This is a genomic window from Alloyangia pacifica, assembly GCF_003111685.1.
Lineage (GTDB): Bacteria > Pseudomonadota > Alphaproteobacteria > Rhodobacterales > Rhodobacteraceae > Salipiger > Salipiger pacificus_A.
The window spans coordinates 1,504,163-1,528,013 of the sequence record NZ_CP022189.1 but is presented as its reverse complement, the minus strand read 5'-3'; the positions used below and the strand labels follow the sequence as shown (position 1 = coordinate 1,528,013).

The window sequence follows — 23,851 nt, the reverse complement described above, 5'->3', positions numbered from 1 at the left end:
TGGCGGATTTAGGGCAAAAAGGCCGGGTCGAGGATTGCCCCAGCCCGGCCTTCGACAGTCTTTGGGTCCGTCTTCGCGGCCCCGGCACCGGGGCCGGAAAGATCAGGGGCAGAAGATATCGTTGGTCAGAGCAAAGACCATCATGCCGAGGATCAACACCAGCCCGGCGGACATCAGCGCGCGCAGCGCCCGCTCCGAGGGCGGCTTGCCGGTGACCGCCTCGTAGGCGAAGAACACCAGATGCCCGCCGTCGAGCACCGGCACCGGAAAGAGGTTCAGCAGCCCCACGGCGGTCGAGAGCACCGCGATGAAGGTCAAGAAGCTCTGCCCCCCCTGCGAGGCCATGGCGCCCGAGGTCTCGGCGATGCCGATCGGTCCCGACAGATTGCACGAGGAGATATTGCCGGCGATCATGTGCCACAGGCCCGAGAGCGAGCCGGCGGCGATGCTGTAGGTGCGGCTCACCGCGCCCTTCACCGCGTCGACCGGACCAACGGTCTCTGTCGCTGGCTCGAAGAAGATGCCGCCGACGATGCCGATGCGGTAGACGGTGTGATAGCCGCCGTCGGGCAGCGGCTCGTCGGTGCGCTTCGGGGTGAGTGCAAGATCGAGGATCTCACCATCGCGCCAGACCTCGAGCCCCAGCGTCGCGCCATCCGAGCTTTCCACGCGCTGTTTGAGCTGGTCGAAGGCAAAGATCGGCACGCCGTCGATCGCCATGATCACGTCGCCCTGCTCCATGCCCGCCTCGATGGCGGCAGAGCGCGGCACGACCTGCGAGACCAGCGCCGGGTAGACATAGGGGCCACTCACCTCTTGCCGGCCGCCATCGCGCTCGACCGTGTAGGTGAGCGAGTTCTGCAGCGGCAGGTTCTTGAGGAAGCTGTCGAAGCCGTCGGCGTCGTCGAAGGAGGGCGTCGGCATGCCCTCGATCTCCAGCAGCACGTCACCCTCCTGCAGCTCCTGCACGCTCGGCATGGGGCGCAGCTCGCCGACGGTAAGCGGCTCGGAGACCTGTCCCTGCATCATGAAGATGCCGGTGAACAGGACGATCGTCAGCACGAAGTTGAACACCGGTCCGGCGGCAACGGTGGCGGCGCGGGCCCAGAGCGGCGCGCCGGTCATGGTCTGGCGGCGCTCCTCTTCGGTCATCGCCTCAAGGGCTGCGGTGTCGGCGGTGCCGCTCGCGGCGGTGTCGTCTCCTTTGAACTTCACGTAGCCGCCGAAGGGCAGCGCGGCGATCTGCCAGCGGGTGCCATGCTTGTCGACACGGCTCATCAGCACCGGGCCGAAGCCAAGCGAAAAGACATCGGCATGGATCCCCGACCAGCGGCCGACGATGTAATGCCCGTACTCGTGGATCGCGACGATCACCGACAGCGCGATGACGAATGCCAGAAGCGTCCAGATAACGCCCCCGAATTGCGGAATCAGCTGGGTGATCTCCAAAGGCCCTGCCCTTTCAACTCGTTTTTTCTTGTCCCGTGGCGGGCCGTCTTGCCGGCGCGCGGTGGTCAGCTTCAGTGGTGCTGCAGCATCAGCTCGCGCGCGGTCCTGCGTGCGAGATGGTCAGCGGCGAGGACGTTATCAAGGGTGATCTCGGCGCTTGTGACTGCGCTCTCCGCCGAAAGATGCTCCAGCGTCCGCTCGACGATCCCCGCCATGTCCTGAAAGCCGATGCGCTTGCCGATGAAATCGTCGAGCGCCTGCTCCTTGGCGGCGTTGAACACCGCGCCCGAGAGCCCGCCCGCCGCCATGACCTCGCGCGCCAGCCGAAGCGCCGGCCAGCGCGTCTCGCAGGCCGGGCGGAAGGTCAGCTGTGAGAGCTTCACCAGATCGAGCCGCTCCACCGGCAGCGCGGCGCGCTGCGGATGGTGCAGCGCAAAGCCGATGGCATGGCGCATGTCCGGCGGCCCGAGATGGGCCATCAGCGCCCCGTCGCAGAAGCCGACCAGCGCGTGGATCATGCTCTCGGGATGGACGACGACCTCGATCTTCTCGGGTTCCAGCCCGAAAAACTCCTTGGTTTCGATGACTTCCAGGGCCTTGTTAAACATAGAGGCGGAATCGATCGTGATCCGCTGGCCCATGTCCCAGTTGGGATGGGTCGCCGCTTGCTCGGGGCTCGCCTCGGCCAGCTTCTCCACCGGCCAGTCGCGGAAGGCGCCACCCGAGGCGGTGATGATCACCCGCTCAACGCGGCTCATCTCCTCGCCGATCAGCGCCTGAAAGACCGCCGAATGCTCGCTGTCCACCGGCAGCACGCGCCCGCCATGGGCCCGCGCGGTGTGCAGCACCAGCGGCCCGGCGCAGACCATGCTTTCCTTGTTCGCCAGCGCCAGTGTCGCGCCTTTTTCGAGCGCCCGCAGCCCCGGCGCCAGACCCGCTGCGCCGACGATCGCCGACATGACCCAATCGGCCTGGCGTGAGGCGGCTTCGACAATGGCCTCGGGGCCCGCTGCTGCCTCGACCGACGATCCGGCCAGCCGCGCGCGCAGCTCGGGCAGCAGCGCGGGATCCGCGGTTACCGCAAGCTCAGCGCCGAATTTACGTGCGTCCTTGGCAAGTTGCGCGACGTTCTTGCCACCGGTGAGCGCGACGACGTGATAGCTTTCGGGATCACGGGCGATAAGGTCGAGCGTGTTCTGACCAATCGATCCCGTCGCGCCGAAAATGGAAATGCGTCTCATTTCTCGTGTCTCATTCGACCCCGGGCGGGAAATCGACGATCTGCCCCGCGATCAGCAGGAAGAGCGCGGCGCCCAGCATGCCGTCGAAACGGTCAAGCAGGCCGCCGTGGCCCGGCAGCAGGCTCGAGCTGTCCTTCACCCCGGCGCGGCGCTTGATGGCGCTCTCGGCGATATCGCCGATCTGGCTGGCCATGGAGATGGCGATCGAGACGCCCACGAGCCCGAAGCCCGCCTCGCGCGACAGCGCGGCGAAGACCGCGCCGACGATGCCCGCGCCGATCCAGCCCGCGGCAGAGCCGGACCATGTTTTCTTGGGGCTGACGCGCGGCCAGAGCTTGGGGCCCCCGATGGCGCGGCCGGCGAAATAGCCAGCAACGTCGGTCACCACGACCACGGTCACCATCCACAGCATCCAGGTGAGCCCGAAGTCCGAGCGCAGCGACATGATGCCGTAGCCTGCGAGCATGATCATCGCGGTGAAGACCGCATAGGTCACCCCGCCCCGCTCCATCTGGCCAAGGCCGACCATCGAGGGCAGCAGCAGCAGCGGCAGCGCGAAGGCCGGGGGCAGGTAGACCGACGCCAGAGCGCAGACGCCGGCGACAAGCGCAAGCACCTTGGCCGACTTCCGGCGGTTGGTGTCGACCATGTTGACCAGTTCCCAGACCATGCCGCCGCAGGCCAGCGAGATGGCAAGCCGCCACCAAATCCCGCCCAGCCAGACGCAGATCAGCGCAACGACGATCAGCACCGCCGCCGAGCCCATGCGCGGCGCGAGGTCGCTCCAGCGTGCCGAGCTCATGCCTTCACCCCGCCGTAGCGCCGCTCGCGCAGCCCGTAGCCGCCGATCAGGGACGAGAACTCCGAGGCACAGAAATCCGGCCAGAGCGTATCGACAAACTCGTATTCCGCATAAGCGGACTGCCAGAGCAGGAAGTTCGAGATGCGCGCCTCTCCCGAGGTGCGGATCACCAGGTCGGGGTCGGGCAGCACGCAGGTATCAAGATATTTTGGCAAGGTCTCTTCGTTGACGTCCTCGGGGCTGAGCTTGCCCGCGGCCACATCCTGTGCCAGCCGCTTGGTCGCCCGGGCGACCTCGTCGCGGCCGCCGTAGTTGATGGCGATGGTCAGGTTGACCCCGGTACATCCCGAGGTCAGCGCCTCGAGCTCGTCCATCAGGGTCACCAGCTTCTTATCGAGCTTCACCCGGTCGCCGATGAAGCGGACCTGAACGTTCTCGGCGTGAAGCGCGCGCGCCTCTTTTTGGATATAGCGACGGAAGAGGCTCATGAGCCCCGCCACCTCGGTCTGGGTGCGCTTCCAGTTCTCGGTCGAGAAGGCGAAGATCGTCAGGTACTTGACCCCGACATCGGGGCAGGCCTGGACGATCTCGCGGACCCTCTTGGCACCGGCATGGTGGCCGAACAGCCGTGGGCGGCCCCGCTGGGTCGCCCACCGGCCATTGCCGTCCATGATGATGGCCACGTGACGCGGGCCGCTGCCGTCTCGGATCGGTTTGGGCATAGGCCCTCCTCGCTTGGGCGTTTCCGCCTCAGACCTGCATGATCTCTTCCTGCTTGGTCTCCAGCGCGGCGTCGACCTTCTTGATATAGGTGTCGGTCATGTCCTGAACCTCGGATTCCCAGAGCTTCTGGTCGTCCTCGGACAGTCCGTCGGCCTTTGCCTTCTTGATCTGGTCCATGCCATCGCGGCGCACGTTGCGGATGGAAACGCGGGCATGCTCGGCGTATTGGCCCGCAACCTTGGTCAGATCGCGGCGGCGCTCCTCGTTCAGCTCGGGGATCGGCAGCATGATGATCGTGCCGTTGAGCTGCGGGTTGATGCCGAGGCCGCTCTCGCGGATCGCCTTTTCCACCTTGCCGACGAGACCCTTGTCCCAGACGTTGATGGTGACCATGCGCGGCTCGGGCACGTTGACGGTGCCGACCTGGTTGATCGGAGTCATCGAGCCATAGGCATCGACCTGCACCGGCTCGAGCATCGAGGCCGAGGCGCGCCCGGTCCGCAGCGAGGCAAATTCGGTGCGCAGATTGGCCATGGCGCCATCCATGCGGCGCTGGAGATCGGCGGTGTCGAGTTCGAATTCTTCAGACATGTTGGTTCTGCCCGTTCAAGTCATTCCGGTTAAAAGGCGTTCTAAGCCAGAGGCGGACGGATGTATAGCGCTTTGCGGTCCGGGTGGCCGCCCCTAAGGGCTCAGACCGCAGCGGCAGCCTGCTGCTGGATCCGCTCTACCATCGCGCGCAAGCCGTTGGAGCGCTGCGCGGAAAGATGCTCGTTGAGGCCAAGCCGCCCGAGCTCGGCGCGGGCATCGATCGCCGCGACCTCGCCGGGCGTGAGCCCGTCGTAGAGCCGGTGCAGCACCGCGATGAGACCGCGCACGATCATCGCATCGCTCTCGCCCTCGAACTGCAGCCGACCACCTTCCCAGGTGAGGTGCAGCCAGACTTGCGAGGCGCATCCCTCGACCTTGGTGGCGGGGACCTTCAGCGCCTCGGGCAGCGGGGCCATCGCCTTGCCCAGCTCGATCACCGTGCGGTAGCGGTCTTCCCAATCCTCTAGGAATTCGAAATCCTCGACCAGCTCCTCGAACCCTGCCTGTGCCATCTGTGCTCCTGCTTGCCGCGCCGCGCGGCTCGAAAGCACCAGGCGCGGCTGTGATCGGTGCCGAGAAGTAGGCGGGCAGACCGCAAAGGTCCAGACCCGGCAATGCATGCTTTTCAATGTTGGCCCGATACGCTAACCCGAAAAGCACCACAGGCAGAGGCTTCGCGACCCATGTTCAAACCCGTATCGGCTCTTATGATCTCGGCACTCCTGCTCGGCGGCTGCGTCGGTCAGGACGAGGGCGCGCCCGTGAGCACCGAAACCGGCGCGAGCAACCCTTTGATCCCGCAGCGTTCTGCCGCCGCGAGCTTCTTCTCGAGCAAGGAAGACGCCTACAAGGGCACGCCGGTCGGCATGATCACCGACCTGCTTCTGGAGCGCCGCCCGGGCGGCTTCATCGTGCGGGTGACGGGTCTCGCCGATTTCCCCGGCCCGTTCGACGTGCGTCTGGTGCCGGTCGAGGGCTCCGAGGACACCGGCACCCTCGCCTTCCGGCTGCTGGCGCTGCAGGTCCGCGGCGACGCCGGGGCCAGCGAGGCCGCGCGCACGGTCACGGTGGCGAAATGGATGAGCGACAAGGAGCTGGCCCCCTACCGCGCGCTGCGCGTCCAGGGTCTGCGCAACGCGCAGAGCGTCAGCCGCTGACGCAAAATTCCCTCGGAGGGATGGGCATCTCTCTTCGAAGCGACATGTCGCACCGGAAACAAAAAGCGCGCCGCAGGTCTGCGGCGCGCTTTTTCATTCCCCGAAGGCGTCTCAGATCTCGATGACCTCGACCGCCTTGCCCTTTGCGGCGAGGGCGATCTTGCCGTCGCAGAGCCGCAGCGCGTCTTCGCCAAACACCTCGCGGCGCCAGCCGCTGAGCGCCTTCACGTCGCGCTGACCCGCTGCGATCGCGTCGAGCTCTGCCGCCGGGGCGATAAGCTTCGAGGCGACGCCCGAGCTTTCGGTCTTGGCCTTGAGCAGCACCCGCAGCAGGTCGGCCAGTGCCGGGTTGACTTGCAGCTGGTCGCGGCTGTCGTCGACCTTGGGCAGGTCGTCCTTGGGGGCCTCCTGCCCTGCCTTGACCGCGGCAAGGATGCCGTCGGCGATCGGTCCCTTGCGGGCCTCGCGCAGCAGCAGGCGCGAGCGGCCGAGGTCTTCCATGGTGACCGGCTTGGTCGAGGCCAGCTCGGCCAGCGCGTCATCCTTGAACACCCGGTTGCGAGGAATGTTGCGCGACTGCGCATAGTCCTCGCGGAAGGCCGCCAACGCCCGCACGATGGCAAGGAACCGCGGGCTCGACGAGCGGGTGCGCACGCGGAGCCAGGCCTCGTCGGGGCGGGTGATATAGGTTTCGGGATCGGTCAGCGTGGCCAGCTCCTCGCCGACCCAATGCGCGCGACCGGTTTCCTCGAGCTTGGCGGCGAGGAACTCGTAGATCACCCGCAGATGGGTGACATCCGCCACAGCGTATTTCTTCTGCGCCTCGGTCAGAGGGCGGCGCGACCAGTCGGTGAACCGCGAGCTCTTGTCGAGTTGCTGCTTGGCGATGCGCTTGACCAGCGTCTCGTAGCCGACCTGCTCGCCGAAGCCGCAGACCATGGCGGCGACCTGCGTGTCGAAGAGCGGCTCGGGAATGACGCCATGATCGACGTAGAAGATCTCGAGATCCTGACGCGCGGCGTGGAAGACCTTGACCACGGCGGTGTTGCGGAAGAGCTCCATCAGCGGCTCGAGCGACAGCCCGTCAACCAGAGGATCGACCAGAACCGCGTTCTCCTCGCCCTTGCCGGGGATCGCCAGCTGGATCAGGCAGAGCTTGGAATAATAGGTGCGCTCGCGCAGGAACTCGGTGTCCACGGTCACATAGGGCGCGCTGGCGGCTTCGGCGCAGAATTCCGCGAGCTCTTCGGTCTTGGTCAATGTCTTCATTCGTGCACCGGGCCGTTCTTGTTTCTCTTGGTTATCGCGCCTCCTACACCTTCGGCGCGTGAAGTTCAAAGCGGCAGCGCCGGAAAGCGGGCGCGAGCCGCATTTTCGCATTGGCCGGGTTGCAAGCCGGTCACCGAGCTGCCCCCTTTGGGGGTAAATCCATCACGCTTCGTGATGATCCACCCGACAATCATTCGTTTTCGCAAAGGACGCGCAGCACCTATCTTGAGGACAGCCCAGAAGACTTCAACCCGCCCCCTTCGGCATACCCCCAAGGAGCCCTCCCATGACGTCGCTCGACCTTGCCTACAGCTGCACCCGTCGCCCCGCGATCAGCGGCGGATTCGGTGCCATAATCGCTGCGCTCGCGTTAGTCGTTCTGCTCGGCCTGCCCGCGCTCACTGCGCCCGAACGGGGCGCGGCGACGCTCGACTGGCACGGCAATTCGGCCAGCCACCAGCGCTCGCATTAGGGCAGCAGCACCGGCGTCTTGTCGTCCGCAGCGAAGCGCCGCAACACCGCCGGGTAAAGCTTGTGCTCCATCTCGAGGACACGCGCAGCCAGCGTGTCGGGCGTGTCGCCCGCCAGCACCGGCACCCGCGCCTGGCCCAGCAGCGGGCCGTCGTCCAGCTCGGGCGTGACCTCATGCACGGTGCAGCCGTGCTCGGCATCACCCGCTTCGAGCGCCCGCGCATGAGTGTGCAGCCCGCGATACTTCGGCAGCAGCGAGGGGTGGATGTTCAGCATCCGCCCCTTCCAAGGCTCGACGAAGCCCGCGGTCAGCACGCGCATGAACCCCGCAAGGCAGAGGATGTCGGGCTGTGCCTTCTCGAGCTCCGCCTGCAGCGCCGCCTCGAAACCCGGGCGGTCGCCCTTGAACGGGCGGTGATCGACGACGGCGGTTGGGATGCCCATCGCCTCGGCTTTCTTAAGTCCGCCGGCATCTGCGTTGTTCGACAGTACCAGAACCGGGCGGGCCGGGTGATCTCCGGTCATGCTCTCGGCCAGCGTCACCATGTTGGAGCCGCCGCCCGAGATGAAGATCGCGACGCGTTTCACTTCAGCGCGCCCTCGTAGGTCACGCCCTGCCCTTCGGTCACGGTGCCGAGGGTATAGACGGTCTCGCCTTCCGCCTCGAGCAGCGCCTTCAGCGCCTCGGCGCGATCCGCCGAGACCGACAGGATCATGCCGATGCCGCAGTTGAAGGTCTTGAGCATCTCACGCTCCTCGATGCCACCCACCTCGGCCATCCACTTGAAGACCGGCGGAAGCGCCCAGGAGGTCAGGTCGATGGTCGCGCCGCAGCCCTCGGGCAGTACGCGCGGCAGGTTCTCGGTCAGGCCGCCGCCGGTGATATGGGCCAGCGCGTGCACGCCGCCGGCGCGGACCGCCGCCAGTGCCTGCTTCACGTAAAGACGCGTCGGCGTCAGCAGCACTTCGCCCAGCGAGCCTTCGGACCAGGGGCAGTCGGCGTCCCAGCCAAGGCCCGAGACCTCGACCAGCTTACGGACCAGAGAATAGCCATTCGAGTGCACCCCGTCCGAGGCGAGGCCGAGAAGCACGTCGCCTGCGGCCACGTCCTTGGGCAGGTCGCTGCCGCGCTCCATGGCACCGACGGCAAAGCCCGCGAGGTCGAAGTCGCCCGCCGGATACATGCCCGGCATCTCGGCGGTCTCGCCGCCGATGAGCGCGCAGCCCGAGCGCACGCAGCCCTCGGCGATGCCCTCGATCACCCGCGCGGCGCTGTCGGTGTCGAGCTTGCCGGTTGCGAAATAATCGAGGAAGAACAGCGGCTCGGCGCCCTGGCACACCAGATCGTTGACGCACATGGCGACAAGGTCGATGCCCACGCCGTCGACGTGGCCGGTGTCGATCGCGATGCGCAGCTTGGTGCCCACACCGTCGGTCGCCGCGACGAGGATGGGATCCTCGTAGCCCGCGCCCTTGAGGTCGAAGAGCGCGCCGAAGCCGCCCAGCCCCGACATCGTCCCGCTGCGGTTGGTCCGCTTGGCAGCCGGTTTGATCCGCTCCACCAGCGCGTTGCCCGCATCGATATCCACGCCTGCATCCGCATAGGTGATGCCGTTCTTACCTTCGGTCATGCCAACCTCCGAGACCCCGTTTCGCGCGGGAATAGCGCAGGCGGACAGCGATGAAAAGCGCCCAAACCGGGGGTTTGGCTGGGGAAGCGGCGAGAACCGCAAATTCGCCCCTGCGCCAGCGGCTTGGCGGGTGCGGCAAGAAGGCGGTCTGCTCTGCAGCAATCTTCCCTAAGTGCCGTAGCGTCAGCAATATTCTTGCGCGACCTCTACGCAGAACTGGGTATTCACAGCGCCGTGAGGCTCCGATAGCGTTTCGGACAGGCCTAAAGTGCCGGCGGTGCCCTTGGGAGGGGGTGCCGACACAGGGAGGAGTACCATGATCAACAAGACCTTCACGGCCGTTTCGGCCGCCGCTTTCGCATTCGCGGGTGCCGCCTCGGCGCAGGAACTGCTCGAGATGACCTCGGGCTATTCTAAGAACCTGCCGATCCTCGGCACCGCTGCCGTCAACTTCGTCGAGAAGATCAACGCGATCTCTGAAGACGTGGAATTCGAACACTTCGATCCGGGCGAGCTGGTGCCGTCGCTGGAAATGCTCGACGCCGTCTCGAACGGCTCGGTGGACGCCGCCTATTCGACCTCGGGCTACTGGCAGGGCAAGATGCCGGCCGCCGGCCTCTTCGCGGCCGTGCCCTTCGGCCCCGAGCCGGGCGAGATGCTGGCCTGGATGCTCTATGACGATGGCATGGATCTTTTCCAGGAGATGTATGACACCAATGGATACAACGTCCACGTGGTGCTCTGCGGCTCCTACGCGCCCGAGACCTCGGGTTGGTTCAAGAAAGAGATCAACTCGCTCGACGACCTCAAGGGTCTGAACATGCGCTTCTTCGGCCTTGGGGCCGAGGTGATGCAGAAGCTTGGTGTCTCGACCTCGCTGCTCGGTGCGGGCGACATCTTCCCGGCGCTGGAGCGCGGCGCGATCGACGCGACCGAATTCTCGATGCCGATCGTCGATGCCAACCTCGGCTTCTACAACATCGCCAAGTACAACTACTTCCCCGGCTGGCACCAGCCCGCCACCATGTTCGAGCTGCTGATCAACAAGGATCGCTGGGAAGACCTCGACGAGAAGAGCCAGAAGCAGATCGAGATCGCCTGCATGGCCAACCTCACCGACAACTTCGCCGAAGGCGAGGCCAAGAACTTCCCGGCCATGGTCGAGAACGTCGAGCAGCATGGCGTGACGATCAAGAACTGGACCCCCGAGCAGCTGAAGGAATTCGAAGCCGCCTGGCTCGAGGTGGTGGAAGAGCTGAAGGCCGAGGACGAGATGTTCGCCAAGGCCTGGGCCGACCTCAGCGAGTTCCGCGAGGGCTACAAGACCTGGTTCAACAACATCTACCTGCCGCGTCCCTGGAACTGAGACAGGGCTCGTGATCGCCGGGCCTTCGGGCCCGGCCCCCTGCGGCGCGCCAGAACCTTCGGGGGCGCGCCGTTTTCGCGTCGCTATGGGCTTCCGAACGCGACGCACGTCCCACAAGGCAGGCAATACAAAGGACAAGGCCCGTGGAGGAATTCAAGGTCGCCATCTCCGACCCCGGAGAGATCGGACGCAAGGACCAGAACCGGGGCGACAGGATCATCGTGCACCTGTCCAATCTCGTCGCCTGGCTCTTTCCCATTCTCATGGTCGCCATCTGCGCCCAGGTGGTGCTGCGCCAGATGGGCCACAACCAGGCCTGGCTCGACGACCTGCAATGGTGGCTCTACGGCGTCGCCGTGCTGATCGGCATCGCGTATGCGGTGACCACCGGCAGCCACGTGCGGGTCGACATTTTCTACGACAACTTCGCCAAGAAGAAGCGCCTGATCATCGACATCATCGCGCTGGTCTGGCTGTTCTTTCCCTTCGTGTTGCTGTGCTGGGACGTGACGCTCGATTACGCGCTGACCTCGATCGCCGCCGACGAGGGCTCGTCGAGCCCCAACGGCCTGCACAACCTGTGGATCCTCAAGACGCTGATGAACCTCAGCTTCATTGTCATCATGGTGGCGATCTGGTCGGCCTACGTGCGGCATCTGTCGCAGCTGACGCGTCCGGCGCTGTGGAAACAGCTTCTCTTCGCGCTGCCCTCCACCGTCTTCGGCATCCAGCTCATCATCTGGTACGCCTGCGTCGGCTGGCTGATGGCGACCGATCCCGAGGTGGACAGCATTCGCACCGCGACCCGCGCGGCGATCTTCGACGATCTCGAGTTCGGTCCGTGGGAAATGAAGAAGACCATCGCCCTGGCGCTTGTTGCCACGGTGATCGTGATTGTTGTGGCGCGTCTGCTCGCGCGTAAGGAGCGCTGAGATGCTGCACTTCCTCGGCCAATACCTGACGCTGAACGAGATTGCCGTCGCGGCGATGTTCCTGACCTTCATCTGGATGCTGTTCCGCGGCATTCCCGTCGCCATGGCGCTGGTCGGCGTGAGCCTGATCTTCGTCATCCTGTCGCAGATCCTGCTCGACCCGTTCCGTGCCGAGTTCAAGGACGTCATCGAGTTCGACCGCATCGGGCTCGAGTACAACCGCCTGCTGGCGCTTTCCGGGCGGTTGTTCGGCAACATCGTCAACAACCCGGTGCTCGTGGCGCTGCCGATGTTCATCTACATGGGCCTTATGCTCGACCAGTCGGGCGTGGCGCAGCGGATGATGCACGCCATGCAGAAGCTCTTCGGCTCGCTGCGCGGGGGGCTCTCGCTCACCGTGCTGCTGATCGGCATCATCCTCGCGGCCTCGACCGGCGTGATCGGCGCCTCGGTGACGCTGCTCGGTGTGATGGCCCTGCCGGCGATGATGGCGCAGAACTATTCGAAACCCATCGCGACGGGGACAATCGCGAGCGCCGGCACGCTGGGGATCCTGATCCCGCCGTCGATCATGCTGGTCATCATGTCGGACCAGCTGGCGATCTCGCTCGGCGATCTGTTCATGGGGGCGCTCTTCCCGGGGCTCATCCTCGGCGCGCTCTATATCGTCTTCATCGTCATCTACGGCTTTATCTCGCCCGCCTCGATGCCGGCGCCGGAGAAGTCCGGCAAGGTGGGCATGGAAGAGGTGAAGGAGGTGCTGCTCGCCGTGGTGCCCCCGATGCTGCTGATCCTGCTGGTGCTTGGCTCGATCTTCGTCGGCATCGCCACCCCGACCGAAGCCTCCGGTCTCGGCGCGCTCGGCGCGACGGTGCTGGCGCTGATCAACCGCAGGCTCGACTGGAAAGTGTTCCGCGAGGTGGCCCGCTCGACGCTCAACACCGCCGGCTACATCACCGGCATCTTCCTGGCGGCGAATTTCTTCGCCTTCGTGCTGCGCCGCTACGGCGGGGACGAGATCGTGCAGCACCTGGTGCTCTCGGCCTTCGACAACCCCTACCTGACGATCGCCTTCATCCTGTTCATCGTCTTCTGCCTCGGCTTCCTGCTCGACTGGATCGAGATCACCATCATCATCATGCCGCTGATGCTGCCGATCATCCAGGGGCTGGAGCTGGCGGTGCCGGGCTTCGACCAGGTGCGCGACCCGCAGGTGGTCTGGTTCGCCATCCTCGTGGCGGTGACCCTGCAGACGTCGTTCCTGACGCCACCGGTGGGCTTTGCGCTCTTCTACCTCAAGGGCGTCTGCCCGCCGGGCGTGAACCTCGGGCACATCTACAAGGGCATCATCCCCTTCGTGCTGCTGCAGCTGCTTGGTCTCTTCATCGTCTTCGAGTTCCCGGCGCTGACCACCTGGCTTCCGGCAATGGCCTACGGCGAGTGACCCTCATCTGACACCGGCCCCGCCGCCCTTGCGCGGCGGGGCCATCAAAGGCATGTAGGCGCGGCGAGAAGACCCCGGGAGATCCCGCATGAGCCGCCAATTCAAGACCTGCATCGTCACCTCCGACTACCACGTGCCGGGCGAGACCTTCATCAACCGCCACATCGAGCACATTTTCGGCGGCGACACGGTGGTGCTCTGCGGCCGGTTCAACGGCAAGAACCCCTACGACAAGCCGCTGTTCGAGCGCCGAGCCAAGCTGTCGCTCTCGGATAAGGTGATCGCCCCCGTTGCGATGGGCTGGAACTCGCTGACCGAGGGCACCGGCCGCCTGCCCTTCGGCGCCAACCGCACCCGGCTGATGGCATGGCTGCACGAGCAGCGCGTCGAAGTCATCCTCGCCGAATTCGGCACCCAGGCGCTGGTGGTGGCCAAGCTGGCCAACGAGATGAACCTGCCGGTCTTCACTTATTTCCGTGGCACCGATGCCTCGCGCGCGCTGACCTCGCCGCAAAGGGTCAAGAGTTACCGCAAGATGATGCCGCGGCTCGATGGCGTGTTCTCGGTCTCGCAGTTTCTGCTCGACAACCTCGCCAGGTACGGTGTCACCCACCCCAATTCCCACGTCGTGCCCTCGGGGGTCGACGTGCGGCGCTTCGTCCCGGGCGAGAAGCTGCCGGGCAGCTGCCTTGCCGTGGGCCGCATGGTCGAAAAGAAGGCGCCGCAGATCACTTTGCGCGCCTTTGCCGCCGCCGCGAAAGGCCGCGAGGCGCATCTGACGTTCATCGGCGACGGGCCGCTGCTTGGGCCCTGCAAGGCGCTGGCCGCCGAACTCGGCGTCGCGGATCAGGTCACTTTCACCGGCGCCTTGCCGCATGACGCCGTGCGTGCGCACCTGCTGACCACGGAAACCTTCCTGCAGCATTCGATCACCGACAAGAACGGCAACACCGAGGGTCTGCCCACCGCCATCCAAGAGGCGCTTGCCGCGGGCTGCATCACCGTCTCGACCCTGCACGCGGGGATCCCCGAGGCGGTGACAGAGGGCGAGACCGGCTTCCTCGTGCCGGAATGGGACGAAGACGGCTTTGCCGGGGCCATCGCCAAGGTGCTCGACCTGCCCGACCGTGCCGCCATGTCCCGTGCCGCCCGGGCGACCGCCGAGGCGAAATTCGACAACGCGGTGCTGCTGCGCAAGGTCGAGGACGAGATCCGCCGGGTGGTGGCGCTGCGCGAGGCCGGCTGACGGCGGCGTGTGCCGAAGCGCTGCGCGCCCCTCTCACGGGATATTCGGAGCCAGGACAAGATGCGCCAAAGTGGCGTGGGCGGGCGGCTTGCATCGCGCCACGATTCCCGCCATGTTCTGAACAAGCGTTCATTTCCGGGGTTGGGAGGCCCCGGTACCATCGGGAAAGGGAGGCCCCATGGAGTTTGCACCGAGCGAGGAGCAGCAGGCGATCTTCGATATGGCCAGGGCTTTCGGGCAGGAGCATATCGCGCCCTTTGCCCGCGACTGGGAGGCGGCGGGCACGATCCCGCGCGATCTGTGGCCAAAGCTGGCGGAACTGGGCTTTGGCGGGCTCTACGTATCAGAGGAAAGCGGCGGCTCGGGGCTGACCCGGCTCGACGCGACGCTGGTCTTCGAGGCGCTCAGCATGGCCTGCCCCTCGGTGGCGGCCTTCCTGTCGATCCACAACATGTGCGCCAAGATGATCGACGCCTATGGCTCCGACGCGCTGAAGGCGCGGGTGCTGCCGGGGGCGCTGACCATGGAGACGGTCCTTTCCTACTGCCTGACCGAGCCGGGCTCGGGCTCGGATGCCGCGGCGCTGCGCACAAGGGCCGAGAAGAGCAACGACAGCTACCGGCTGACCGGCACCAAGGCCTTCATCTCGGGCGGCGGCTATTCGGACGCGTATCTGGTCATGTGCCGCACCGGCGAGGACGGGCCCAAGGGCATATCTACGATGCTCGTCGAGGACGGCACCCCCGGGCTCAGCTTCGGCGGGCTCGAGGACAAGATGGGCTGGAAGAGCCAACCGACGCGGCAGGTGCAGTTCGACGACTGCGAGGTGCCGCTCGGCAACCTTCTCGGCGAGGAGGGCAAGGGGTTCCGCTATGCCATGGCCGGGCTCGACGGCGGGCGGCTCAATATCTCGGCCTGCTCGCTCGGCGCGGCACAGGCGGCGCTGGACGCAACGCTGGGCTACATGGCCGAGCGCAAGGCCTTTGGCACCAGCATCGACCAGTTCCAGGCGCTGCAGTTCCGCCTTGCCGATATGGAAATCGAGCTGCAGGCCGCGCGGGTCTTCCTGCGCCAAGCGGCCTGGAAGCTCGACACCGGCGCGCCCGACGCCACCAAGTTCTGCGCCATGGCCAAGAAGTTCGTCACCGAGGCAGGCTCCAAGGTGGTCGACCAGTGCCTGCAGTTGCACGGCGGCTACGGCTACCTTGCGGATTACGGGATCGAGAAGCTGGTGCGCGACCTGCGGGTGCATCAGATCCTCGAGGGAACCAATGAAATCATGCGCATGATCACCGCGCGCAGCCTGATCGGAAGCCGATGACCGATATTTTGACCCGCAAGACCGGCCGCGCCGGCCATATCACCCTCACCCGTCCAAAGGCGCTGAACGCGCTCAGCTGGGAGATGTGCCTCGAGGCCGAGAGGGCGCTCGACGCCTGGGCCGAGGACCCGGAGGTGGCGCTGGTGATTCTCGACGCGACAGGAGAGCGCGCCTTCTGCGCCGGGGGCGACATCGCCGAGATGTATCGGCGCGGGCTCGACGGCGATCTGGATTTCGGCCGCCGCTTCTGGTCCGACGAATACCGGATGAACGCCAAGCTCGCCGCCTATCCCAAGCCCATCGTCGCCTTCCTCCATGGATTCGTCATGGGCGGCGGTGTCGGGCTCGGCGGGCATTGTTCGCACCGGGTGGTCGGCGAGAGTGCGCAGGTCGCCATGCCCGAATGCGGCATCGGCTTCGTGCCGGACGTGGGCGGCTCGTTCCTGCTGGCGCGGGCACCGGGCAGGCTCGGGGCGCATCTGGCACTGACCGCCGCGCGCATGGGGCCCGGGGATGCGATCCATGCGGGCTTTGCCGACGTCTTCGTGGCCGAGGAGCGCTGGCCGCTGCTCAAGGAGCGGCTGATCGAGACCGGCGAGATCTCGGCGCTCGAGGAGGTCGCGCGCCCTGCCCCGGCCAGCCCGATGGCGCAGGCGCAGGACGAGATCGACGCGCTTTACGCCTCGGGCGAGCTGACCGCGATCGAGGCGGCGCTGGCCTCGTCCGAGAGCGATCTGGCGCAGGCGGCGCTCAAGCAGGTTCGGCGCAATTCGCCGCTCTCGATGGCGACGACACTGGCGATGCTGGACCGGCTCGGCCCGGCGCCCGAGGACATCACGGCCGCGCTGGCGCAGGAGTACCGCGTCGCGCACCGCATCATGCAGCAGGGCGACTTCCTCGAAGGGGTGCGGGCGCAGCTGATCGACAAGGATCGCACGCCGCACTGGAGCCTGGCGCTGGATGGCGTGCCACAGGAGCGGGTCGCGGCGCTGCTGGCACCACTGGGAGAGGACGAGCTGGCGCTTTGAGCCTTGGGCGTCTGGCGCCGGAGTTTTTGGAGGAGAGAGACATGAAAATCGGCTTCATCGGGCTCGGCAACATGGGCGCGCCCATGGCCGCGAACCTGATCGCGGCGGGCCACGCATTGACCGGCTTCGACGTGGCGGGGGTGACCGTGCCGGGCGCAGCTCAGGCGGGATCGGCGGGAGAGGCGGCCTCGGGTGCCGAGGTGGTGATCACCATGCTGCCCAATGGCGCGATCCTTCGGAGCGTGGCGGAGGAAATCCTGCCCGCCATGGCGCCGGGCGCGGTGATGCTCGATTGCTCGACAGTGGACGTGGAGAGCGCCCGCGCGGTGGCAGAGCAGGCGCAGGCTGCCGGACTGGGCGCCCTCGACGCGCCCGTCTCGGGCGGCATCGGCGGCGCGGCGGCGGGCACGCTCACCTTCATGGTCGGCGGCTCGGAGGAGGCCTTTGCCACCGCCAAGCCGCTCTTTGACATCATGGGGCAGAAAGCCGTCCACTGCGGCCCCTCGGGCAACGGCCAGGCGGCGAAGATCTGCAACAACATGATCCTCGGGGTGACGATGATCGCCACTTGCGAAGCCTTTGCACTGGCCGACAAGCTGGGGCTGTCGCGCGAGGCGATGTTCGACGTTGTCTCGACCTCCTCGGGCTACAGCTGGTCGATGAACGCCTACTGCCCGGCCCCCGGGGTTGGCCCGCAATCGCCCGCGGACAATGGCTACAAGCCCGGTTTCGCCGCCGAGCTGATGCTCAAGGATCTTGGCCTGTCGCAGCAGGCGGCCGAGGCGGCGGATGCCGACACGCCCATGGGCGCGCGGGCGCTGGAGCTCTACCGGGCCTTCGTCGAAAGCGAGGACGGGCGCGGCCGCGACTTCTCGGCCATGCTGCCGCGGTTCGAGGCGCGGGGGCGCGGCTGAGACGCCGCGCCAGAGGAGGCGCTGCCCCCTCGAGCCGCAGCCGCTTCCCTAGGGGCAATCTGCCCCAGCGGACGCTGCCGAAGCGCGTGTCTGGCGGGTCGGCCGGGCGAGATCACGGTGTTTCGGGGATATGCGAAATGCATCATTTCTTGGCTGGTGCCTGTCGCCAAGCCGCGTCCTGGCTGCTATGAGGCGGCAAAGGACGGATTTTTGATGACCACGCTCGATATCTTCTCTGACCCGATCTGCCCCTGGTGCTACATTGGAAAGGGGCTTTTGGACCGCGCGCTGTTGGCGCAGCCGGACCACCCGTTCACCATCCGCTGGCGGCCCTTCATGCTGAATCCCGAGATGCCCGCCGGTGGCATGGATCGCCGCGCCTATCTCGAGGCGAAATTCGGCGGCAAGGAGGGGGCGGTGCAGGCCTACATGCCGATCGCTGAACGGGCCGCCGAGGCCGGGCTCGAGATCCACCTCGACAAGATCGCGACCACGCCCTCGACGCTGGACGCGCACCGGCTGATCCATTGGGCGGGAGTCGAAGGCGTGCAAACCGCGGTGGTTTCCTCGCTTTTCCAGGCCTATTTCGTCGAAGGGCGTGACATTGGCGAGGCCGAGGTTCTGGCGGATGTCGCCGACAGTTCCGGCATGGACGGCTCGGTCGTTCAGCGGCTGCTGGCGTCCGAGGCTGACCGGCGTGAGATCCAGGAAATGGACAGTTCGGCGCGCGGCATGGGCGTGCAGGCGGTGCCGACCTTCGTTGTGGCCGGTCAGCACGCGGTACCTGGCGCTCAGCCGACCGAGCTTTGGCTGAGGGTGATCGAGGAAATCCGCGCCCAGGCATGACCGGCCTCCGGGCGAGCGCGGCTTGCTCAGGTTTACGCCCCCGGTTTGGGCCTGTGCGCGAGGCGCGCTTACGCTGTGCGGCGCTCGGGGCACGCGGCGGGTTCCGCAGACTTGCATTTGCCGCTAGGTCACACTCAAACACCCCTCACCTCCCCACCCCTCGCGTCCTCCGGGGCCGCGGGGGTTTTCTGTCGAGACCTTGCTGACCATGACCTCTTCTGACCCCGCAGCCGCGCCCAGCGTACCCAAGGGCCCCGGCCGCTTTGAATTCATCGCGCTGCTTGCGGCCATGTTCGCGACCATCGCCTTTTCCGTCGACGCGATGTTGCCCGCCCTGCCGCAGATCGGTGAAGAACTGACGCCCGACGATCTCAACCGGGCGCAATTGGTGGTGACAAGTTTCGTGTTCGGCATGGGGATCGGCACGCTGTTCACCGGGCCGCTGTCCGACACGTTTGGCCGCAAACCGGTCATCCTTGGTGGCATCGCCGTCTATATCGTCGCGGCCCTGCTTGCCGCCGGGGAGGACACGCTGGAGCTGGTTCTGGCCGCGCGCATGCTTCAGGGTCTCGGGGCGGCCGGGCCGCGTGTCGTGGCGCTGGCCATCGTGCGCGACGTCTACGCCGGGCGGGGCATGGCGCAGATCATGTCCTTCGTGATGATGGTCTTCACCCTGTTTCCCGCCGTCGCCCCGAGCATCGGGACGCTGATCATCGCCGTGGCCGGCTGGCGCGGGGTCTTTCTCGCCTTCGTTGTCTTTGCCTCGATCATCGCCCTGTGGATGTCGGTTCGCCTGCCGGAGACGCTCCCGCGCGAGCGCCGCCGTCCGTTTCGGGCCGGTACGCTCTGGTCTGCGATCAGGGAATTGATGGCGCACCCGGTGGTGCAGGTGTCGATTGGCGTGCAGGCGCTGGTGGCGGCCTGCATGTTCTCGATGATCTCCTCGGTGCAGCAGATCTATGACATAAGCTACGGTCAGGGCGCCTATTTCCCGCTCTGGTTTGGCGGGGCGGCGGTGCTTTCGGCCTCGGCCAGCTTCATCAACGCCAAGCTCGTGGGGCGCTTGGGGATGCGGCGCATCGTGACCGCGGTGCTGCTGATGCAGATCATCCTGTCGGCAGTCGCGACGCTGATCTTCGCAAGCGGGCTCACCGGCCCCCTCGGCTTCGCGGTCTTCCTTGTCTGGCAGGTCTCGGTCTTTTTCATGATGGGGATGACCATGGGCAATGTGAATGCCATCGCGATGGAGCCGGTAGGACATATTGCGGGTATCGCCTCCTCGCTGCTCGGGGCGCTCTCGACGGTGGTTGCCGTGGGGCTCGCTGTGCCGGTGGGGTTGATGTTCGACGGCACCCCGCTGCCGCTGGCCTGTGGTGTCTTCGTCGAGGTCAGCCTGGCCTTCCTGCTGATGCTGCGGCTCAAGCGGCTCGAGGCACGCGCGGACCGCTGAGCCAGCGCCCCCTCGGGTGCGGCCCTGACGCCCGCCGCAAGCCAAAACACCGCCATGTCGCGCGCCAGATCGCGGGCGTGGCCGCGGGGGCGCCCCCTGCGACACGGTGGCGGGGCCGAAGACCACGAAGAGCCCGGCGCCGAAGTGGATACAGAGCACGAAGGCCAGCAGAAGCGCGGTCATGAAATCCTCAGCTTTCTGTTTCATGACGCCTGCATATGAGGCGATGGCTTTCGATCTTGCTATATGCACGCGGAAAATACGATGAATTGAGCGACGTCGCGGTATACGGTTGCATACAAACCTTTCCCCGCCACGGGAAACGCGCTACATGCGGCGCAGCCGACTCAGCCAGCGAAAGGGACACCCATGTCGAAGATCAAGGTCGAGAACCCCATCGTCGAAATGGACGGGGACGAGATGACCCGGATCATCTGGGACTTCATCAAGAAGAAACTTATCCTGCCCTACCTCGACGTCGATCTGCTCTACTACGATCTCGGCATCGAGGAGCGCGACCGCACCGAGGACCAGATCACCATCGACGCGGCAGAGAAAACGCGCGAGATCGGCGTCGCGGTGAAATGCGCCACGATCACCCCGGACGAGGCGCGGGTCGAGGAATTCGGCCTCAAGAAGATGTGGCGCTCGCCCAATGGCACCATCCGCAACATCCTCGGCGGCGTGGTGTTCCGCCAGCCGATCATCTGCCGCAACGTGCCGCGCCTGGTGCCCGGCTGGACGCGGCCCATCGTCATCGGCCGCCACGCCTTCGGCGACCAGTACAAGGCCACCGATTTCACCTTCCCCGGCGCCGGTACGCTGACGATGAAATTTGTGGGCGAGGATGGCACGGTGATCGAGAAGGAGGTCTACCAGGCCCCCTCCGCCGGCGTTTACCAGGCGATGTACAACCTCGACAGCTCGATCATCGACTTCGCCCGCGCCTCGTTCAACTACGGGCTGATGATGGGTTGGCCGGTGTACCTGTCGACCAAGAACACCATCCTCAAGGCCTATGACGGCCGCTTCAAGGACCTCTTCCAGAAGGTCTACGAAGAGGAGTTCGAGGCCGAGTTCAAGAAGAAGAAGATCTGGTACGAGCACCGGCTGATCGACGACATGGTGGCCTGCGCCATGAAGTGGAACGGCGGCTTCGTCTGGGCCTGCAAGAACTACGATGGCGACGTGCAGTCGGACACCGTGGCGCAGGGCTTCGGCTCGCTCGGGCTGATGACCTCGCAGCTGATGACCCCCGATGGCAAGATCGTCGAGGCCGAGGCGGCGCATGGCACCGTCACCCGCCACTACCGTCAGCACCAGGCGGGCCAGGCGACCTCGACCAACTCCATCGCGTCGATCTTCGCCTGGACCGGCGGTCTCAAGCACCGCGCCAAGCTCGATGCCAACGCGCAGCTGATGACCTTCGCAGAGACGCTCGAGAAGGTGGTCGTGCAGACCGTGGAATCGGGCTGGATGACCAAGGACCTCGCGCTGCTCGTGGGACCGGATCAGAAGTGGCTCACCACAATGGGCTTCCTCGAGAAGGTCGACGAAAACCTCAACAAGGCGCTTGGCGCGGCCTGAAACAGGTTTGCAAGTTCATGAACTTCGGGCCGGTCCTAAGGGATCGGCCCATTTCGTTTCCGCCTCTTTTTCGGGCACAGCGCGCCGCTGACGCTGCGCTGCAGCGAATGCCCTCTTGACCTGGCGCATAAAGGTCAGCATCTCTGCCCCATGCTCCTACTCGACAGCCCCCCTCCTAATCGCCATACGCTGTGGGAAGACGTCCACGGCATCCTCGTCGGCACCACGCTGGTCGCCCTTGGGATCCAGTTCCTACGTGCTTCGGGACTGTTCACCGGGCAGATCGCCGGCCTCGCACTGGTCTTGGGCGAGCCCACGGGCATCCGCTTCGGCCTGCTGTTCTTCCTCCTGAACGCGCCCTTCTACGTCCTGGCGGTGAAGCAGCTCGGCTGGCGGTTCACAGTCAAGAGCTTCTTCTCGGTGGCGCTGATGTCGAGCATGGTGGACCTGCTCCCGCTTGGCCTGCACGTCGAGGTCGCGCCGCCGCTGGCCGCCGCGCTCTTCGGGGTTTGCGCCGGGATCGGCCTGCTCTCGCTGTTCCGTCACGGCGCGACGCTGGGCGGGGTCGGCATCGTGGCGCTCTGGTTGCAGGACACGCGGGGGATCAAGGCGGGCTGGACCCAGCTCGGCTTCGACCTGCTGGTCTTCGCGTCGTCTTTCCTCTTCTTCGCGCCGATGCAGGTTCTCTGGTCGTTGCTGGGGGCCGTCATCCTCAACGCGCTGATCGCGATAAACCATCGACGCGACCGCTACATCGCCCGCTCCTGAGCTCGCATTGCCGCTGGTCCCCGGGCCGGCGCGATGGCATGACAGGTGCCGATACAGGACGGCAGGCACCATGATTTTCACTGACCTTTCCCGCTGCGACGGAGGCCACCCATGCCCGCTTTGATGGTGCAGGGCACCGGCTCGAACGTCGGCAAGTCGATGCTGGTCGCGGGGCTCTGCCGCGCCGCGCTGCGCCGCGGGATCAAGGTCGCGCCCTTCAAGCCGCAGAACATGTCGAACAACGCCGCAGTCACCGCGGATGGCGGCGAGATCGGCCGGGCGCAGGCGCTGCAGGCGCGGGCCTGCGGGATCGAGCCGGTGACCGACATGAACCCTGTACTGCTGAAGCCCGAAACCGACATGGGTGCGCAGGTGATCCTGCAGGGCAAGCGCATCGCCACCACGCAGGCGCGTGACTACGGCGGGCTGCGCGAGCGGCTCATGGCGGGCGTGCTCGAGAGTTTCGAGCGGTTGAAGGCCGCGCATGAACTGGTGCTGGTCGAAGGCGCAGGAAGCCCCGCTGAGGTCAACCTGCGCGCCCGCGACATCGCCAACATGGGCTTTGCCCGGGCCGCGGACGTGCCCGTGGTGCTGGCCGGCGACATCGACCGCGGCGGTGTGATCGCGCAGGTGGTGGGCACGCAGGCGGTCGTCGACCCCGAGGATGCGGCGCTGGTGAAAGGCTTCCTGATCAACAAGTTCCGCGGTGATCCTCGTCTTTTCGATGATGGCTACGCCCTGATCGAAAAGACGACGGGATGGCGCGGTTACGGCGTGCTGCCATGGTTCCGCGAGGCCCACCTCCTGCCTGCCGAGGACGCGCTCGACCTGCCGCGCCGGTCGCGAGACCATGGACTCAAGGTGGTCTGTCTCGCGCTTTCGCGCATCGCCAACTTTGACGACCTCGACCCGCTGGCGCAGGAGCCGGGCGTTTCCCTGTCGATGATCGGCCCGGGCGAGGTGATCCCCGGCGACACGGACCTGGTGATCCTGCCGGGCAGCAAGTCGACCCGCGGCGATCTCGCCTTCTTGCGGGCGCAGGGCTGGGACGTCGATCTTGCCGCGCATGTGCGGCGCGGAGGGCATGTGCTGGGGATCTGCGGCGGCTACCAGATGCTTGGCCGCAGCATCTCGGATCCCGAGGGCATCGAGGGGCCGGCAGGCAGCGATCCGGGCCTTGGCCTTCTCGAGGTGAGCACGGTGATGACCGCCGACAAACGCCTCAGCCGTGTGCGCGCGCGTCATGCCGCCAGCGGCCTGTCGCTGGAGGGATACGAGATCCACATTGGCCGCACCGAGGGTCCTGATTGCACCCGCCCCTTTGCCATCATCGACGGATCCCCCGATGGCGCGATCTCGCAGGACGGGCGGATCAGCGGCAGCTACCTGCACGGGCTCTTCGCCGATGACGCCTTCCGCAGCGCCTGGCTCGAAGGTCTTGGTGTGGCGCGCAGCGATGTCCGGTACGAGGCAAAGGTGGACGGCGTGCTCGACGCGCTGGCGGAGCACATGGAGGCGCATCTTGACGTCGAGGGGCTGCTGGCGCTGGCGCGGTAGCCAGTGCGCTGCCGTTATACCGAGAAACCGCCCCCCGGGTTTGCCGGAGGGCGCCTGA

23 protein-coding genes are annotated in these 23,851 nt (G+C 66.1%); 14 read left to right on the top strand and 9 right to left on the bottom strand.

Going from position 1 to position 23,851, the window contains the following annotated elements; translation table 11 throughout:
- Positions 1-102: 102 nt before the first annotated feature.
- The 6 genes from rseP to CEW88_RS07265 all read right to left on the bottom strand — a co-directional run bounded on the left by rseP (position 103) and on the right by CEW88_RS07265 (position 5,318).
- Positions 103-1,449, bottom strand: coding sequence for an RIP metalloprotease RseP (gene rseP, locus CEW88_RS07290; RefSeq protein WP_108965506.1), 1,347 nt, complete (start codon positions 1,447-1,449; stop codon positions 103-105).
- A 71-nt stretch (positions 1,450-1,520) separates the two neighbouring features.
- Entirely contained in the window at positions 1,521-2,690 is a 1,170-nt protein-coding gene (gene dxr / locus CEW88_RS07285) for a 1-deoxy-D-xylulose-5-phosphate reductoisomerase (RefSeq protein WP_108965504.1), read from the bottom strand.
- A 10-nt stretch (positions 2,691-2,700) separates the two neighbouring features.
- Positions 2,701-3,492 carry a phosphatidate cytidylyltransferase gene (locus tag CEW88_RS07280; protein ID WP_108965502.1) on the bottom strand — a complete coding sequence of 264 codons (792 nt, stop codon included), beginning with the start codon at positions 3,490-3,492 and terminating at the stop codon, positions 2,701-2,703.
- On the bottom strand, positions 3,489-4,214 hold the full coding sequence (locus tag CEW88_RS07275) for an isoprenyl transferase (protein ID WP_108965500.1): 726 nt from the start codon (positions 4,212-4,214) through the stop codon (positions 3,489-3,491). Before CEW88_RS07275 ends, CEW88_RS07280 begins: the two co-directional genes overlap by 4 nt.
- Positions 4,215-4,242: 28 nt before the next feature.
- Positions 4,243-4,806, bottom strand: a complete 564-nt coding sequence (frr, locus tag CEW88_RS07270; RefSeq protein ID WP_108965498.1) for a ribosome recycling factor — start codon at positions 4,804-4,806, stop codon at positions 4,243-4,245.
- A gap of 101 nt (positions 4,807-4,907) precedes the next feature.
- A complete protein-coding gene (locus tag CEW88_RS07265) occupies positions 4,908-5,318 on the bottom strand; it encodes a SufE family protein (RefSeq protein ID WP_108965496.1) in 411 nt (136 codons plus the stop codon).
- A gap of 171 nt (positions 5,319-5,489) precedes the next feature.
- Between CEW88_RS07265 and CEW88_RS07260 the strand changes: the two genes are divergently transcribed.
- Positions 5,490-5,963, top strand: a complete 474-nt coding sequence (locus CEW88_RS07260; RefSeq protein ID WP_159099569.1) for a hypothetical protein — start codon at positions 5,490-5,492, stop codon at positions 5,961-5,963.
- Positions 5,964-6,074: 111 nt separating this feature from the next.
- On the opposite strand, the gene rnd is transcribed toward CEW88_RS07260, so the two are convergent.
- On the bottom strand, positions 6,075-7,232 hold the full coding sequence (gene rnd, locus CEW88_RS07255; protein WP_108965492.1) for a ribonuclease D: 1,158 nt from the start codon (positions 7,230-7,232) through the stop codon (positions 6,075-6,077).
- A gap of 286 nt (positions 7,233-7,518) precedes the next feature.
- On the opposite strand from rnd, the gene CEW88_RS07250 reads away from it, so the two are divergent.
- Positions 7,519-7,704 carry a hypothetical protein gene (locus CEW88_RS07250; protein WP_108965490.1) on the top strand — a complete coding sequence of 62 codons (186 nt, stop codon included), beginning with the start codon at positions 7,519-7,521 and terminating at the stop codon, positions 7,702-7,704.
- On the opposite strand, the gene purN is transcribed toward CEW88_RS07250, so the two are convergent.
- On the bottom strand, positions 7,701-8,291 hold the full coding sequence (gene purN / locus CEW88_RS07245) for a phosphoribosylglycinamide formyltransferase (RefSeq protein ID WP_108965488.1): 591 nt from the start codon (positions 8,289-8,291) through the stop codon (positions 7,701-7,703). The two genes, CEW88_RS07250 and purN, sit on opposite strands and share 4 nt — an antisense overlap.
- Entirely contained in the window at positions 8,288-9,334 is a 1,047-nt protein-coding gene (gene purM / locus CEW88_RS07240; RefSeq protein ID WP_108965486.1) for a phosphoribosylformylglycinamidine cyclo-ligase, read from the bottom strand. Before purM ends, purN begins: the two co-directional genes overlap by 4 nt.
- A gap of 316 nt (positions 9,335-9,650) precedes the next feature.
- Between purM and CEW88_RS07235 the strand changes: the two genes are divergently transcribed.
- From CEW88_RS07235 to CEW88_RS07180, 12 genes are all read left to right on the top strand, one after another.
- Entirely contained in the window at positions 9,651-10,700 is a 1,050-nt protein-coding gene (locus CEW88_RS07235; protein ID WP_193989018.1) for a TRAP transporter substrate-binding protein, read from the top strand.
- 143 nt (positions 10,701-10,843) lie between these two features.
- Positions 10,844-11,632 (top strand): TRAP transporter small permease subunit, encoded by a 789-nt coding sequence (locus CEW88_RS07230; protein WP_108965484.1) that lies wholly within the window; start codon positions 10,844-10,846, stop codon positions 11,630-11,632.
- 1 nt (position 11,633) lies between these two features.
- Positions 11,634-13,076 carry a TRAP transporter large permease gene (locus CEW88_RS07225; RefSeq protein WP_108965482.1) on the top strand — a complete coding sequence of 481 codons (1,443 nt, stop codon included), beginning with the start codon at positions 11,634-11,636 and terminating at the stop codon, positions 13,074-13,076.
- Between the two features lie 88 nt (positions 13,077-13,164).
- The gene (locus tag CEW88_RS07220) at positions 13,165-14,322 is read left to right on the top strand and encodes a glycosyltransferase (protein WP_108965480.1); all 1,158 of its coding nucleotides are present in this window, start codon (positions 13,165-13,167) and stop codon (positions 14,320-14,322) included.
- A gap of 178 nt (positions 14,323-14,500) precedes the next feature.
- The gene (locus CEW88_RS07215) at positions 14,501-15,643 is read left to right on the top strand and encodes an acyl-CoA dehydrogenase family protein (protein WP_108965478.1); all 1,143 of its coding nucleotides are present in this window, start codon (positions 14,501-14,503) and stop codon (positions 15,641-15,643) included.
- Positions 15,640-16,671 carry an enoyl-CoA hydratase/isomerase family protein gene (locus CEW88_RS07210; protein WP_108965476.1) on the top strand — a complete coding sequence of 344 codons (1,032 nt, stop codon included), beginning with the start codon at positions 15,640-15,642 and terminating at the stop codon, positions 16,669-16,671. The genes CEW88_RS07215 and CEW88_RS07210 overlap by 4 nt, the downstream gene beginning before the upstream one ends.
- 41 nt (positions 16,672-16,712) lie before the next feature.
- On the top strand, positions 16,713-17,585 hold the full coding sequence (mmsB, locus tag CEW88_RS07205; protein WP_108965474.1) for a 3-hydroxyisobutyrate dehydrogenase: 873 nt from the start codon (positions 16,713-16,715) through the stop codon (positions 17,583-17,585).
- A gap of 213 nt (positions 17,586-17,798) precedes the next feature.
- Complete coding sequence (locus CEW88_RS07200) at positions 17,799-18,431, top strand: DsbA family oxidoreductase (protein WP_108965472.1); 633 nt, start codon at positions 17,799-17,801, stop codon at positions 18,429-18,431.
- A 208-nt stretch (positions 18,432-18,639) separates the two neighbouring features.
- Positions 18,640-19,881 carry a multidrug effflux MFS transporter gene (locus CEW88_RS07195; RefSeq protein WP_108965470.1) on the top strand — a complete coding sequence of 414 codons (1,242 nt, stop codon included), beginning with the start codon at positions 18,640-18,642 and terminating at the stop codon, positions 19,879-19,881.
- Between the two features lie 369 nt (positions 19,882-20,250).
- Positions 20,251-21,468, top strand: a complete 1,218-nt coding sequence (locus tag CEW88_RS07190) for an NADP-dependent isocitrate dehydrogenase (RefSeq protein ID WP_108965468.1) — start codon at positions 20,251-20,253, stop codon at positions 21,466-21,468.
- Between the two features lie 150 nt (positions 21,469-21,618).
- Entirely contained in the window at positions 21,619-22,236 is a 618-nt protein-coding gene (locus tag CEW88_RS07185; RefSeq protein ID WP_108965466.1) for a YitT family protein, read from the top strand.
- Between the two features lie 111 nt (positions 22,237-22,347).
- Positions 22,348-23,793, top strand: coding sequence for a cobyric acid synthase (locus tag CEW88_RS07180; protein WP_108965464.1), 1,446 nt, complete (start codon positions 22,348-22,350; stop codon positions 23,791-23,793).
- The last annotated feature ends 58 nt before the right edge of the window (positions 23,794-23,851 follow it).